The following is a 12,991-nucleotide window of genomic DNA, read 5'->3' on the forward strand; positions in this document are numbered from 1 at the left end:
GGGGAAGAGGCAGAGGTGCAGGGGGCAAGGGGGAGAATAATAAAATTACCTCTTTCCCCTCTGCTCCCTGCCCCCTGCACCTCTGCCTCTTCCCCATGCCAATTTAGCGAGAACTAGCCCCCAATATCAGATTGGAGTCCCAAGTATAGAAGCCAATTTGGTTAGGAACCCTAGAGAATCTGCCTGTCCGATAGCCTCTAGATAATTCATTTAGCACCTTATTTTTGATCTCTCTAATTTGCTGAGAATCTAGTTCTCCATAAATTCCGGCGATGACTTCAGCAACGCTGAAAACTTTACCTGGATTTTCTTCAAACAGAGAGGTGAGGGCATCAATTAAGAATTGACCCTCAAAGGCTTTGAGCATCGGTACTGTTTTTGTCTGGGGTACAAAAGGCTTCTTATTTTTGTTTTTGATGCTCCTAGAAGCACCATTGCGGTTACTTGGGGCTACCAAACTTAAATCCAGAGTATAACAACCTGGCTCATCAGGAATAGTTACCCAATAATTCCTTTCTCTGCCTTGGGTGAGGGAAGATTGAACCCTACCTTTAACTACTTTGAATAGATTGGAATCTAACTCTCCATAAAGCGATCGCACGATAAAATCGATATGACAGACAGTGCCTATCTGCTCTTGCAATAGCTGTTTTATGGCTTCCATGCGCGAGAGAGCGTGATTATACTGGGGTAGCATGGGAATTTCCGCCACCTTCGTTGAACTATCGTTGTTCTCTGGGGCGATCTTTGCATCTGGCGATGTAGTTAGAGGTTGACTCTCTTTTGTATCAACAGCAGCAGAAAAAGAATTATCTATCTCAACCTGATCTGAGTCTTTTCGTTCTGACTGTACAGACTCCACCAAGTTGATTTCGTCAATGTTATCAAGAGGTGATAAAAACCGCAGAGAGGCTTCTTGGGTAAGATTTGAGGTTTCATCAGCCGCCGCTAGTCTTGATATCTGCTTGTTGGTATCAGAAAAAGACCAGTTAGATAACAACGCTTCTACATGGTCGAGCTGCGATCGCGCCTGCACAAAGAGGCGTTCATACTCTTCTGTAAGACGAGCATAATAGTCTCGTAATTCCAACAGTGGTGAGAGAAAAGTGCCCGGAGGCGGTTCTAATTGTCCATTTTGATTCATAAGGCTTCAATCAATTTAAATCGATGTCACTTTTGTAAGACATTGCTCTGGGTTTTGCTTTGTGAGATGTTGGCTGGGATTTTTTAGGCGGTTGGGGAGGCCGACATCTCTCACAATATAAAGGTCGAGGGCCAAAAGTCTCGCGCTTTGTCAGATCGTTACACTCTTTACAGACAAACTGGAAAACACGAGTATGAATCTGTCTTTTGTGCGCCCTGACAGTATATTCCCTAACATCAATGAATTTACTTGCCATAATCAGGATTGTGAATTGCCGTCGTATCAATGTCCTATCAATATAGCTATTCAAGCAAATCAAACTGCATCAGTGTGTGTTTATGTAGAAGTTTTATTCAAATCAGTGAATTTAACGCCTAGCATAAAGCGCAGATGAGCAACTTCATAGTTAGCTATTAACTATTCTCTCAGCATATAATTTGGTGATGAGCAAACACTACTGCCAGTTCTTAGGCGCAGGCGATTTCATCGACCTCATCAAAGAAATTGGGGAATGGGGAAGTTCAGGATTATTCACTTCCACTGATTGTCAAATCAAGTTATTGCCAGTGTGTCTAATTATCCATCATAAAATTACTGCACTCCTAACCCCTCATCCTCATGGTAGAGGGGTAATGCTTAATAAAGCTATTCCTGTATAAAAAACAACCGCCTCCTATTTTTAGGAGGCGGTGTGCGATCGCTAATCAAAGTATGATTCCAGTAAGCTTTGCCGCTCTATTAGAAGTTTGTAGTCAGGACTGTAGTCCTTAATTTGAATCGCTAAAGCGCTCACTACAAACCCAGCAAACTTAACTTGACAGACTACTACTCTTGACTGGGAGCAGCAGGTTGCGATTGAGGTTTTTGGCGTAAACCGCGCAAAGATTCCCGCAACTTGTTCTGGCTAGCGTTATCTCTTCGCCGCCGCCGATTTGAGGTTGGTTGTGGCTTTTGTGATGAATTACTACCCGCTCGTTCAGTACGGATACGGCGTAGAGATTCTCTTGCACTTCCTTGAGAAGGAGTTGTCCTAGCTCCAGATGATGAGTTTGTAGTAGTACTTTCCCTTCTTTGAGGTTCCAGTCGCCGACTAAATCCAGATATTGCCGGTCTTGTGGCTCTAGCTTCATTAGATGAGGGTTGCAACTCTCTGCGTCTACGTTTTGGAGCTTCTTCTGTGGAGTTAGCAGCCCTTGTCTGCTGGGTTCTCTCTTCTGCTTGTCTTTGTCTTTTCCGTTCTTGAGCTTGGCGATATCGCCGTGAACCTTGTATGGCAAATTCAGTGGCTATAGATACCCCTTGTCTACCACCATCTGCGGGTTTTAATTTCCAGTCACGCGCTTGTCTCATGGTTTCTTCATCCAAGTCGCGGTTTCCACTGGAGCGAGCAATCCGCACATTGGTAACATTACCTTGTGCATCAGTATCTACAGCTACTTCTACTCTGCCTTCAACTCCTCGCCGTCTTGCTGCCTCTGGATACTTGGCATTACATTCGCGGCAGGCTGCACGACCATTACCATTACCTGAACTGTTAATTTTTGGAGGTGTTGGTGCTGTTGGCGCTGTTGCTACTGGCGGACGGTTTCCTACTTCATTGCCAGTTCCATTGCCAGAGCCGCTACCAATGCCACTGCCGATTCCAGTACCAGTTCCACTGCCAATGCCACCACCAGTGCCAGTGCCAGTTCCTCCACCAGTGCCAGTACCGCTGCTTGTACCTACAGCAATACCACTACCTGAGCCTAAACCAACGCCAGAGCCGCCACCTCCGCCACCGCCCTGAGGAGCAACAGTTGTCACAGGAACTAGTGGTTTGGGAGCAATTTGCGTATTTGTTGGTTGTGGGTTTTGAGTGGTTTGTTTTGGTTGTTCAACTGGCTGAATTTGAGTAGTTTGTTTTGGTTGTTGTTCAACTGGCTGAATTTTTGGTCTTTCAATAAATTCTTGTACTGGTTTTTGTACTGGCGGAGTTTCTATAGATTGTTTTTGAATAACTTCTGGTAATTTTTTGGGTTCTTCAGGAATTTTTTCAAGTGGTTTTTCCGGTTCCGCAGTTGGAGAATCCACGATCGCCACCTCTATTGGTTCTTCTTCTCCTGTGGGCACTCTCGTCAAATAATTACTTATGCCTGAGGACAGTACGCCGATATGCAGCGCCAGTGAACCTATTAGACTGTAAGTCAGAAAAGACTTGAGAGCCTCAACTTCTTTGGAACGTTGCTCGACAGTAATGCCGGAAAAGCTCATAGCTATTGCTACCTATTCTCACTAATTTAGCTATCTTAGAATGCAAGGTTACAAATATCAAGTAAAAAATTAAAATTAGTTGGGATAATGTTACGGAACCCTGCACTAGCAAAAATATCTTTCCAAACCACCAACATCATGGTTTTTGAACAAGATTAATTTTTGTTGCAATTGAATTAAATTAATTTATGTAAAACAAACGAACAAGTAAATAAAAATAATGAGCATTATATTTGAAAAATTTATCATTATATTTTATATTTTATTGAGAAAAAGTTTCAGCTTTTCTCTAGATTCTGGTAGTCTGATTTTGTATTGTGGATGATGTTATAGAGGCACTACATGGGAATTCAGAATTTGTTTGCAGCAGGCGGTGTGGTCATGTGGCCCCTGTTGGCGTTTTCGGTCTTGGGTGTTGCACTGATCATTGAGCGGATCAGGTTTTGGGTAAGAATCAATAAGCGTCAAAACCGAGTGGTGCGAGATGTTTTGAATCTCTACCGTCTCGATAATGTTGTCGGTGCAATGGATAAACTTCAGAAAAACGCAGATTTGCCGCTCGCCCGGATTTTTCTGGCGGCTTTAGAATTGGAGGAGCCAAATCCAGAGGAATTTCGTTTGGCGTTAGAAAGCGAATCGCAGGCTGAGATACCTGTGTTAAAACGTTTCCAAAACATTTTCGAGACAATCATTAGTCTGGCACCACTGTTGGGTCTTCTCGGCACAGTATTAGGATTGATAGCCTCTTTTGCCTCCTTAAATCTTGGTGACGTGGGAGGTAGTAAAACGGCAAGTGTTACGGCTGGGATTAGTGAAGCCCTAGTATCAACAGCATCGGGATTGATAGTTGCTATATTCATACTCTTGTTTGCCAATACTTTCCGGGGACTCTACCAACGGCAAATCGCCCTAATTCAGGAGTATGGGGGACAGCTAGAATTACTTTACCGCCGTCGCTATGAACGAGGAGAAAAAACGTATGCGTCTACAAGATGAGCCAGAACTTCCACTACAGATCAACATCGTGCCGATGATTGACGTGATATTTGCAATTTTGACATTTTTTATTATGTCAACTCTGTTTTTAACGCGTTCAGAAGGTTTACCAGTAAATTTACCGAAGGCAACTACGGCAAAACAACAGCAAGTTCCTACTAAAATTACGATTACGGTAGATGAAAAAGAACAGGTAAGTATAAACCGTAAACCAATTGCAGTTGATGATTTGACAGAGCAACTACGTGCTTTAGTTGGTTCTAACCCAGAAGTGTTAGTGATTATTAATGCTGATGAAAAAGTTGATTATGGTCGGGTAGTAGCCGTGATGGATCGGGTACGTCAAGTTGAAGGGGCAAAATTAGCGATCGCTACCCAAAAATAAAAAGTAGAGATATTGTACATCAGAAGTTCAGCGAGTCAGGAAAATGATATATTCTGACTCCTAACTCCTTCTTGTCTAATGATTATTACCAGCTACGCTTACGCATCTGCAATTCTTGAGATATAAGTTTAAATAATAATTCCTGGTGTGAATGAATAAAAAAGTGGTCACCGTCGAACTCATGTAATGAGAAAGCAGCGATTGTCTGCTCTCGCCATGCTTGCAGATCCTCATGACTAACTTCTTGGTCTTGCAAACCGCCAAAAACAGTAATAAGAGACTCCAGTGGCTGTTTTTGAGTGTAAATATAAGTTTCCAGAACGGCAAAATCTGCCCGCAAAATGGGGAGGAATATCTGCATTAGTTCCGGGTTTTCTAATACTGCTTTGGGTGTACCGTTAAGACTGTGTAGCTCGTTAAGCAAATCAGAGTCTGATAGGACGTGGAGGGGTGGTTTTGTGGACGGGATTTGCGGGGCGCGACGAGCAGAGATGAAGATGTGGAAGGGAGCAAGACTATACTTAGAACGAAGTAGATGTGTCAACTCGAAGCTAACTAATCCGCCCATACTGTGACCGAAGAAGGCGAATGGTTTGTCTAAGTATGGTAATAGAACTGGAGCGATCGCTTCAACAAGAGATTCTAATCGCGTCATGGGTGCTGACTGAATCTGTCTTCCCCGTCCTGGATATTCCACAGCACAGACTTCAACATTACTAGGTAGATTATTAGGCCATGTGCGAAAAATTGCCGCGCTACCACCAGCGTAGGGGAAGCAGAATAAACGCAAGTTGGCTTGAGGATTTGGTTGGGGAGAGATAACCCAGGAATTGAAGCTTGGTGTAGTTGTCATAATAGAGCTTAGAGTTGGATAATACAACTTTGCTTTAATTTTTAAGTATATTAACTGTTAATTTTATGACAGGAATGGAACCTTGGGCGATATCAGCCGTTAGTGGTGTCGCCGCTATGTTTGCCCAAATCGGTGGTCAGGTTTTAGGAGTACTGGGCAAAACTCTGGATGAAAAAACTAAGAAGTTAATTTTTGATGCATCAAATCAATATCAAAAGAACTACGAACAACGGCATGGCATTCTCAAAGTATTAGGAATGCGTGAACCTGTCAAGCTGGAATCGCTCTATACAGCAGTACAGTTTTTAGATGATGATACTATTCAGAGTTTTGAATCTATTGAGAATTTAGAAAATTTCTATCGTCAAGCTAAAGTCAGAAGGTTTCAATCTCAAGATAAGTGCAAACAAAAAGGAATAAAAGTTGCTAACGATAAGCAATATCTGATGGTACTTGGTGGGCCTGGTGCCGGAAAGTCTACATTTGTGCGGAAGATGGGACTAGAAGCGCTCAAAGGTAAAAGAGGAGGGTTTAAACACGCTTGCATTCCAGTTTTTATTGAATTGAAAAGGTTTGCATCTAGCAATATTAATATTGAAACGTTTATTTCTGAAGAGTTTCGTATTTGTGGCTTTCCATCACCTGATGAATTTGCAGCTAAAGCTTTAGAAAAAGGTAAGTTACTAATTTTGCTGGATGGTTTGGATGAAGTACCAACAAAAAACTTGACCGAGGCAATTAGCCAAATTCAAAATTTTGTCGACAAATATGACCAAAATCGTTTTATTGCCTCCTGTCGCACGGCGGCTTATCGCAGCGCTTTTCGTCGCTTTAGCGATGTATCAATGGCAGATTTTGACGATGCTCAAATTCAGCAATTTATTTATAACTGGTTTCATTCAGATGTAGATAAGCAGGAGAAGACAGGCGAGAAATGCTGGGAGTTACTGCAAAAACTAGAACATGAAGCTGCAAAAGAGTTGGCGCACACACCTTTATTGTTGACATTTCTGTGTTTAGTTTATGACCGTTCCCAAAGTTTTCCAAATAATCGTAGTGTTCTTTACCGGAAGGCACTGCGGATATTGCTAGAAGAGTGGGCATCAGAAAAGCGAATTCTCAGAGAAGAGATTTATCAAGGACTGCATACAGAATTAGAAGAGATATTACTATCAGAGATTGCTTATACAGGTTTTGAGTCTGACAGACTGTTCTTTTCTGGGCGTGATATTGTTCAGCAAATCAAAACATTCTTAGCGAGTAATCTGAATGCACCCCAGCATTTAAATGGGGAATCAGTGCTGAATGCGATTGCTGTTCAACAAGGAATTTTAGTAGAACGAGCCGAGGATGTCTTTTCTTTCTCTCATCTAACGCTACAGGAATATTTAACAGCACAATATATTGATGACCATCGCCAAATTGAGAAGTTAATTACTGAACACATAACAGATAAACGCTGGAAAGAGGTGTTTTTGTTAGTAGCCGGGTTAATGCGTAGTGGTGCAGATGATTTGCTGCTGCTGATGGAAAAGGAAGCGCAAAAATATATTATTAATACCCCGAAGTTACAAGCTTTATTAAACTGGGCTGAACAGGTAACAGTTGGATCAGCAAGGGATTTTAAACCTGTGGGTAAACGTGCAGTTGCGATCGCCAACTCCTACGTCAACTCCAACTCCAACTCCAATTCCAATTCCAATTCCAATACTACTAACGCTATCGCCATCACCATCGCCAATTCCTACGTTAAGTCCAACGCCAATGCCAACGCCCTCGCCAACGCCATCGCCAACATTAACAGCAACGTCAACGTCAACGCTTACGCCAACACCAAAGCCGTCGCCATCGTCATCACGATCGCCATTGCCAAAGCTATCGACCACTCTCGTGAACTGGAAAAATTAAAAATCTTCGATAAAATCAACTTGACTGTGCTGATTGCTCGACTAGAAGCACTCAAAGTTCAGGTTCCTGATGATCGACAGCAACCAGAAATACTTCAAGCATTTGCTAAGTGCTTCCAAGAAACCTTACTTAATGCTTTCTATCTCACCCCAGAAATGGTCAATTTATCTAAGGAAGAAGCAGATGCACTCAACAATTATCTCTACGCCAATCACCTCATTATCCAGTGCAAACAAGCAGCAGTGCGGGTGTCACCCCAAACCTGGGAAATGATTGAGGCGCGGATGTTGTTGGTTCCAGGTGATTAAGTAACAATAGAAAAATGAAAAGATAGCCAGATAAACACTCCATGAGTTCATTACAACAGGCTAAGGATACAAAAACTCGAACCTTTACAGCAATCTTGCATTGGGAAGAGGATGTTTATGTAGCTGAATGTCCAGAGGTAGGAACCGCCAGCCAAGGAGAGACGATAGAAGAAGCTATTGCTTACTTGCAGCAAGCAACAGAAATGTATTTAGAAGAATTCCCGCTTGCTGAAATAGCACCTCGTCGGTTGTTAACCACATTTGAGGTAACCAGTGCCTAAGCTACCAAGAGTTCGAGCCATTAGTGTTTTGGAACACTTAGGCTTTATTCAGGTACGCCAAAGTGGCAGTCATGTGATTTTGAAGAAACAACTTGTGGAAGAAGGTGAAGAACAGAAAATAATTGAAGTGGGTTGTGTTAACTTTATGCAGGTCGATGCAATAGAGTTGCAGGTCGATGCAATAGAATTGCAGGTTGATGCAATTCTATTGCAACGCAATACAATCTAATTGTCAGCCGATGCAATAGAGTTGCAGGAGATTGCGTTTAGATAGTACCGTGATGTAAATACTAAACCGCAAAACGCTTTAGACAAAAGCCGCTCAACAGTTAACAGTATAAGCAAAGCTGATTATCTTGATAACTGTCGAGAAAGGGCTAGAGGTTAAATTTTTTAGCATACTTCACACAATTGAGAATCGCTGTATATCTCATGTTCTCTGTTGAGAAACACCTGAGACAATACCTGATAAGCTTCAGTCCAAGCTGCCATAACTTCTTCTGTAGCTGCTTCCCCTAAAACATCTTTCATCGCTTGCAGTAAACTTTCTCCAACAATAGGATATTGCTCTGGTGTAACATGAGTCTGCACATGACGATGGGCAATCTTTTCCACCATCGATTTTAAAGCAGGTAGATTATCAATCTGGGCAGCATAGCCATAAACTGCTGTAGCCAACCTCGCAGGCTGAGAACCATTTGCTTGAGCAGACATATCAAATTGCTCTCTGATTTCTGGATGATTTTGAAACATAATTTCATACATCCGAGTTGTAATTAGCTGGCCGTTCTTTTTTAAGGCAGGTGCTGTAGATTTAACGATATCTATTGTTTGTTGGCTAATCATAGTATCTTGAACCACTTTGAATATTGATTAACTTCAATTTAGTGGTTATTCCTAGCAGTTACTATGAGCTAGCTCAGTTAACGAGTAATATCATGTCAAAGCCTCTATACATCTACAGCCAGAGGCATTATTAAAAAATTGCAACAAAGAGAAAAATGTAAGAATGCAACTATGTACATCGATAATTTATCAAGCAAAACTTAGATATGCATACTATCGAGAAAAAGTCGACTACAAAAGCTTGGGCAGGTGCGATCGCAGAACCGGCAAAAGAATTCTTCCCTACCCAACTGCCAATTATCTCTGGCAAAATTCCAGATGGCTTGCGTGGCACACTTTACCGCAATGGCCCCGCACGGCTAGAACGCGGTGGCATTCACATGGGACACTGGTTTGATGGAGATGGGGCAATTCTGGCTGTAAATTTTAACGATGCAGGTGCAACCGGGGTTTATCGCTACGTGCAAACCTCTGGCTATCAAGAAGAAGCCGCAGCAGGTAAACTACTCTACGGCAATTATGGTATGACTGCACCAGGGCCAATTTGGAATCAATGGCAAAAGCCGATCAAGAATGCTGCTAACACCTCGGTGCTAGCACTTCCAGATAAACTTTTGGCACTCTGGGAAGGTGGTAAACCCTACGCCCTCGATTTACAAACTTTAGAAACTTGGGGCGAAGATGATTTAGGGGGGTTAACTAAAGGATTAAACTATTCCGCACATTATAAGCGTGATGAGCAAACAGGGGAGATTTTTAACTTTGGCATCAGTGCTGGACTAAATGCGACCTTAAATATTTACAAAAGCGATTCGACTGGCCGGATTATCCAACAAGCCGCATACCAGCTAGAAGGTGTACCATTGGTGCATGATTTTGTTTTAGCAGGACAGTATATTGTATTTTTCATTCCGCCAGTGCGGTTGAATATCTTACCCCTGCTAATAGGGACAAACAACTATAGTGATTCGCTAGAGTGGCAACCTAGATTAGGAACTCAGATTTTAGTTATTGATCGAGAAACCCTATCTGTGGTGAGTCGTGGAGAAACTGAACCTTGGTTCCAATGGCATTTTGGTAATGGTTATGTAGATGCTAGCGGCTCAGTGGTTGTGGATATCGCCCGTTATGAAGATTTTCAAACTAACCAATATCTCAAGGAAGTAGCTACAGGTGAGACTCATACCCCAGCGAAAAGTACACTAACGCGAGTTCATCTGCATCCCCAAACTGGCAAAGTTACGTCAATTCAGCAACTCTTCAACGGACACTGCGAATTTCCGAATGTACCACAGCAAAACGTGGGGCAAGCTTCCCGGTACACATATATGTCAAAATCCCTTTCAGGAACAGATATTAGCCAAGAAATAGTAAATGCGATCGCTCGTTTTGATCACAAGACCGAAACCCTCACCGAAGCGAACTTAGGAGAAAATCGTTATCCTTCAGAACCCATCTACGCCCAAGACAACCAAAACTCTGAACAAGGTTGGGTACTAACTGTTGTCTACTATGGTAATTCTCATAGTAGTGAAGTTTGGGTATTTGATAGCGATCGCCTGGATGCCGAACCCGTCTGCAAACTAGGATTACCCAGCGTCATCCCCCACAGTTTTCACGGTACTTGGAACCCAGCCTAATAATCTCTTAGCGTTCCTCTGCCTTAAGAAACAACGCTACAGTAAAAACGAATCACATTGATCAGACATAATTAATGGTATCTGGTCAATGCAAAATCAAAAATCCTGCCCTATGCAATTACAAGAAAAACGCCACTATTCTCCCACAGAATACCTAGAGCTAGAAGTCATTTCCGAGTATCGTCATGAATATATAGATGGTCAAATTATACCCATGACAGGTGGAACACCAAATCACAACCAAATAGCTGGTAATTTTTATGCAGCCCTCAATTTTGCTTTCAGGCGACAACCTTATCGAGTATTCGTCGCCGATCAACGTCTATGGATTCCCAAAAAGCGAATTCATACATATCCTGATGTAATGGTTGTTGCAGGTTCATTAGAATTTTCTGAGGGATGTAAAGATACAATTACTAATCCCTTAGTTATTTGTGAAGTGCTATCCAAATCTACCAGAAGCTATGACATAGATGAAAAATTTGCGGCTTATCGCACCATCCCCAGTTTTCAAGAATATGTTTTGATTGATCAGTACAAAAATCATGTGGAACAGTATTCTAAAACTGATGAAAAGAAATGGATTTTCTCAGAGTATGAAGAAGAGAATAGTATTCTAATATTATCCTCTATTCAATTTCAAATCTCTCTGTTAGATATTTATGATAAAGTTGACTTTGAGGCTCAAGAATAACCTCATTCTAATTGGTTAACTAAGCAACAACGTAAATATGAGCATTTATCATTGATGAGTCCATTTTTATGTATATAAAGTTGCAAAAAACTGCATTGTAATTTATATAATATCTGCCACAATTCCCATAACAATACCAGGACTGAAGTCCTGACTACGAACATTTTTACTCAGGTTGATTAACCCCACATGATATTACAGTGATTTACAGATGAATTGACTACGGCTGAGACAGAGAGTAGAGAGGAGACACTGCGTTACGCAGGTTAGAATAAAAATAAACCTTATATACATTACGCTGATTAAGCAGAATTGCCCATGACCACTTCTAAACGCCACTACCACATCACTACTTTCGGTTGTCAGATGAATAAAGCTGACTCAGAGCGCATGGCTGGCGTTTTGGAAGACATGGGCTTTGAATGGTCAGAAGATCCGAATAATGCAGATGTGATTCTCTACAATACCTGCACAATTCGGGATAATGCCGAGCAAAAGGTATATTCTTACCTTGGCAGACAAGCGAAGCGCAAGCATGAGCAGCCCGATTTAACGCTCATTGTTGCTGGTTGTGTTGCCCAGCAAGAAGGTGAAGCACTATTGCGGCGAGTCCCAGAATTAGACTTGGTAATGGGGCCACAACATGCCAACCGCCTCAAAGATTTGCTGGAGTCAGTCTTCGAGGGTAACCAAGTTGTTGCAACCGAGTCTGTTCATATTATTGAAGATATCACCCAACCGCGACGGGATAGTAAGGTAACAGCTTGGGTAAATGTAATTTACGGCTGTAACGAACGCTGTACCTATTGCGTGGTTCCTAATGTGCGTGGTGTTGAACAATCTCGCACTCCGTCAGCTATCCGGGCTGAAATGGAAGAATTAGGACGGCAAGGTTACAAGGAAATTACTCTACTCGGTCAAAATATTGATGCTTACGGCAGAGATTTGCCTGGAGCGACAGCAGAAGGTCGACATCTGCACAACTTCACAGATTTACTTTATTACGTCCATGATGTGCCGGGGATTGAAAGGCTAAGATTTGCTACTAGCCACCCGCGTTATTTTACAGAGAGATTAATTAAGGCTTGTGCTGAGTTGCCCAAAGTCTGCAAACACTTCCATATTCCCTTTCAATCTGGGGATAATGAACTTTTAAAGGCGATGGCGCGGGGTTATACCCATGAAAAATATCGCCGCATCATCGATACCATTCGGCGGTATATGCCAGATGCTTCCATTAGTGCCGATGCGATTGTCGGTTTTCCTGGGGAGACAGAAGCACAGTTTGAAAATACCCTGAAACTGGTGGAAGATATTGGCTTTGACATGTTGAATACAGCAGCCTATTCACCGCGTCCAGGGACACCAGCCGCGCTGTGGGACAATCAGCTAAGTGAAGAAATTAAAAGCGATCGCCTGCAACGGCTCAATCATCTAGGAAACTTGAAAGTAGCCGAGCGATCGCAACGTTACTTCGGACGCATCGAAGAAGTTTTAGTAGAAGACCAAAATCCTAAAGATCAAACCCAGGTGATGGGACGCACTGGCGGTAATCGTTTGACATTCTTCAGTGGCGACATCAAAGAATTGAAAGGGCAGCTAGTAAAGGTAAAAATTACCGAAGTTCGCCCTTTTAGCTTGACGGGTGAACCAGTTGAAGTCAAACAAGCTTTGTCTGTCTAATAC

At 42.3% G+C, this 12,991-nt stretch carries 14 protein-coding genes; 9 read left to right on the plus strand and 5 right to left on the minus strand.

What is annotated here, in order from left to right:
- Window positions 1-103 precede the first annotated feature (103 nt).
- The gene (locus F8R90_RS23480) at window positions 104-1,144 is read right to left on the minus strand and encodes a hypothetical protein (protein ID WP_196512685.1); all 1,041 of its coding nucleotides are present in this window, start codon (window positions 1,142-1,144) and stop codon (window positions 104-106) included.
- A gap of 10 nt (window positions 1,145-1,154) precedes the next feature.
- Window positions 1,155-1,400, minus strand: coding sequence for a hypothetical protein (locus F8R90_RS33090; RefSeq protein WP_094327534.1), 246 nt, complete (start codon window positions 1,398-1,400; stop codon window positions 1,155-1,157).
- A gap of 187 nt (window positions 1,401-1,587) precedes the next feature.
- Here F8R90_RS33090 and F8R90_RS23485 point away from each other — a divergent pair, with 187 nt between their 5' ends.
- Window positions 1,588-1,803 carry a hypothetical protein gene (locus F8R90_RS23485; RefSeq protein WP_196512686.1) on the plus strand — a complete coding sequence of 72 codons (216 nt, stop codon included), beginning with the start codon at window positions 1,588-1,590 and terminating at the stop codon, window positions 1,801-1,803.
- A gap of 166 nt (window positions 1,804-1,969) precedes the next feature.
- Here F8R90_RS23485 and F8R90_RS23490 read toward each other — a convergent pair whose 3' ends face one another.
- Window positions 1,970-3,394, minus strand: a complete 1,425-nt coding sequence (locus F8R90_RS23490) for a TonB family protein (RefSeq protein ID WP_196512687.1) — start codon at window positions 3,392-3,394, stop codon at window positions 1,970-1,972.
- Window positions 3,395-3,736: 342 nt separating this feature from the next.
- Here F8R90_RS23490 and F8R90_RS23495 point away from each other — a divergent pair, with 342 nt between their 5' ends.
- Window positions 3,737-4,390 (plus strand): MotA/TolQ/ExbB proton channel family protein, encoded by a 654-nt coding sequence (locus F8R90_RS23495; RefSeq protein ID WP_196512688.1) that lies wholly within the window; start codon window positions 3,737-3,739, stop codon window positions 4,388-4,390.
- Window positions 4,374-4,775 carry an ExbD/TolR family protein gene (locus F8R90_RS23500; protein ID WP_196512689.1) on the plus strand — a complete coding sequence of 134 codons (402 nt, stop codon included), beginning with the start codon at window positions 4,374-4,376 and terminating at the stop codon, window positions 4,773-4,775. The genes F8R90_RS23495 and F8R90_RS23500 overlap by 17 nt, the downstream gene beginning before the upstream one ends.
- Before the next feature lie 85 nt (window positions 4,776-4,860).
- Here the strand turns inward: F8R90_RS23500 and F8R90_RS23505 are convergent, their stop codons facing one another.
- Window positions 4,861-5,628, minus strand: coding sequence for a thioesterase II family protein (locus F8R90_RS23505; protein WP_196512690.1), 768 nt, complete (start codon window positions 5,626-5,628; stop codon window positions 4,861-4,863).
- Between the two features lie 65 nt (window positions 5,629-5,693).
- Between F8R90_RS23505 and F8R90_RS23510 the strand changes: the two genes are divergently transcribed.
- From F8R90_RS23510 to F8R90_RS23520, 3 genes are read left to right on the plus strand one after another with little or no spacing between them, the layout of a single operon-like run.
- A complete protein-coding gene (locus tag F8R90_RS23510; RefSeq protein WP_196512691.1) occupies window positions 5,694-7,844 on the plus strand; it encodes an NACHT domain-containing protein in 2,151 nt (716 codons plus the stop codon).
- Between the two features lie 41 nt (window positions 7,845-7,885).
- Window positions 7,886-8,125, plus strand: a complete 240-nt coding sequence (locus F8R90_RS23515; RefSeq protein WP_196512692.1) for a type II toxin-antitoxin system HicB family antitoxin — start codon at window positions 7,886-7,888, stop codon at window positions 8,123-8,125.
- Window positions 8,118-8,354, plus strand: a complete 237-nt coding sequence (locus F8R90_RS23520; protein ID WP_196512693.1) for a type II toxin-antitoxin system HicA family toxin — start codon at window positions 8,118-8,120, stop codon at window positions 8,352-8,354. The genes F8R90_RS23515 and F8R90_RS23520 overlap by 8 nt, the downstream gene beginning before the upstream one ends.
- A 164-nt stretch (window positions 8,355-8,518) precedes the next feature.
- On the opposite strand, the gene F8R90_RS23525 is transcribed toward F8R90_RS23520, so the two are convergent.
- Window positions 8,519-8,986 (minus strand): globin domain-containing protein, encoded by a 468-nt coding sequence (locus F8R90_RS23525; protein WP_331000699.1) that lies wholly within the window; start codon window positions 8,984-8,986, stop codon window positions 8,519-8,521.
- A 191-nt stretch (window positions 8,987-9,177) separates the two neighbouring features.
- On the opposite strand from F8R90_RS23525, the gene F8R90_RS23530 reads away from it, so the two are divergent.
- From F8R90_RS23530 to miaB, 3 genes are all read left to right on the plus strand, one after another.
- Window positions 9,178-10,611, plus strand: coding sequence for a carotenoid oxygenase family protein (locus F8R90_RS23530; RefSeq protein ID WP_196512694.1), 1,434 nt, complete (start codon window positions 9,178-9,180; stop codon window positions 10,609-10,611).
- A gap of 112 nt (window positions 10,612-10,723) precedes the next feature.
- Entirely contained in the window at window positions 10,724-11,305 is a 582-nt protein-coding gene (locus F8R90_RS23535; protein WP_196512695.1) for a Uma2 family endonuclease, read from the plus strand.
- Between the two features lie 318 nt (window positions 11,306-11,623).
- Window positions 11,624-12,988, plus strand: a complete 1,365-nt coding sequence (miaB, locus tag F8R90_RS23540; protein WP_196512696.1) for a tRNA (N6-isopentenyl adenosine(37)-C2)-methylthiotransferase MiaB — start codon at window positions 11,624-11,626, stop codon at window positions 12,986-12,988.
- Window positions 12,989-12,991: the final 3 nt, after the last annotated feature.

This window comes from Nostoc sp. NZL, assembly GCF_015714705.1.
GTDB classification, from domain to species: Bacteria; Cyanobacteriota; Cyanobacteriia; order Cyanobacteriales; family Nostocaceae; genus Nostoc; species Nostoc foliaceum_A.

Bases quoted from the DNA above. Each gene is read 5' to 3' on its own strand.
- F8R90_RS23480 (WP_196512685.1), bottom strand. From the start codon at position 1,144: ATGAATCAAAATGGACAATTAGAACCGCCTCCGGGCACTTTTCTCTCA.
- F8R90_RS33090 (WP_094327534.1), bottom strand. From the start codon at position 1,400: ATGGCAAGTAAATTCATTGATGTTAGGGAATATACTGTCAGGGCGCAC.
- F8R90_RS23485 (WP_196512686.1), top strand. From the start codon at position 1,588: ATGAGCAAACACTACTGCCAGTTCTTAGGCGCAGGCGATTTCATCGAC.
- F8R90_RS23490 (WP_196512687.1), bottom strand. From the start codon at position 3,394: ATGAGCTTTTCCGGCATTACTGTCGAGCAACGTTCCAAAGAAGTTGAG.
- F8R90_RS23495 (WP_196512688.1), top strand. From the start codon at position 3,737: ATGGGAATTCAGAATTTGTTTGCAGCAGGCGGTGTGGTCATGTGGCCC.
- F8R90_RS23500 (WP_196512689.1), top strand. From the start codon at position 4,374: ATGCGTCTACAAGATGAGCCAGAACTTCCACTACAGATCAACATCGTG.
- F8R90_RS23505 (WP_196512690.1), bottom strand. From the start codon at position 5,628: ATGACAACTACACCAAGCTTCAATTCCTGGGTTATCTCTCCCCAACCA.
- F8R90_RS23510 (WP_196512691.1), top strand. From the start codon at position 5,694: ATGACAGGAATGGAACCTTGGGCGATATCAGCCGTTAGTGGTGTCGCC.
- F8R90_RS23515 (WP_196512692.1), top strand. From the start codon at position 7,886: ATGAGTTCATTACAACAGGCTAAGGATACAAAAACTCGAACCTTTACA.
- F8R90_RS23530 (WP_196512694.1), top strand. From the start codon at position 9,178: ATGCATACTATCGAGAAAAAGTCGACTACAAAAGCTTGGGCAGGTGCG.
- F8R90_RS23535 (WP_196512695.1), top strand. From the start codon at position 10,724: ATGCAATTACAAGAAAAACGCCACTATTCTCCCACAGAATACCTAGAG.
- miaB (WP_196512696.1), top strand. From the start codon at position 11,624: ATGACCACTTCTAAACGCCACTACCACATCACTACTTTCGGTTGTCAG.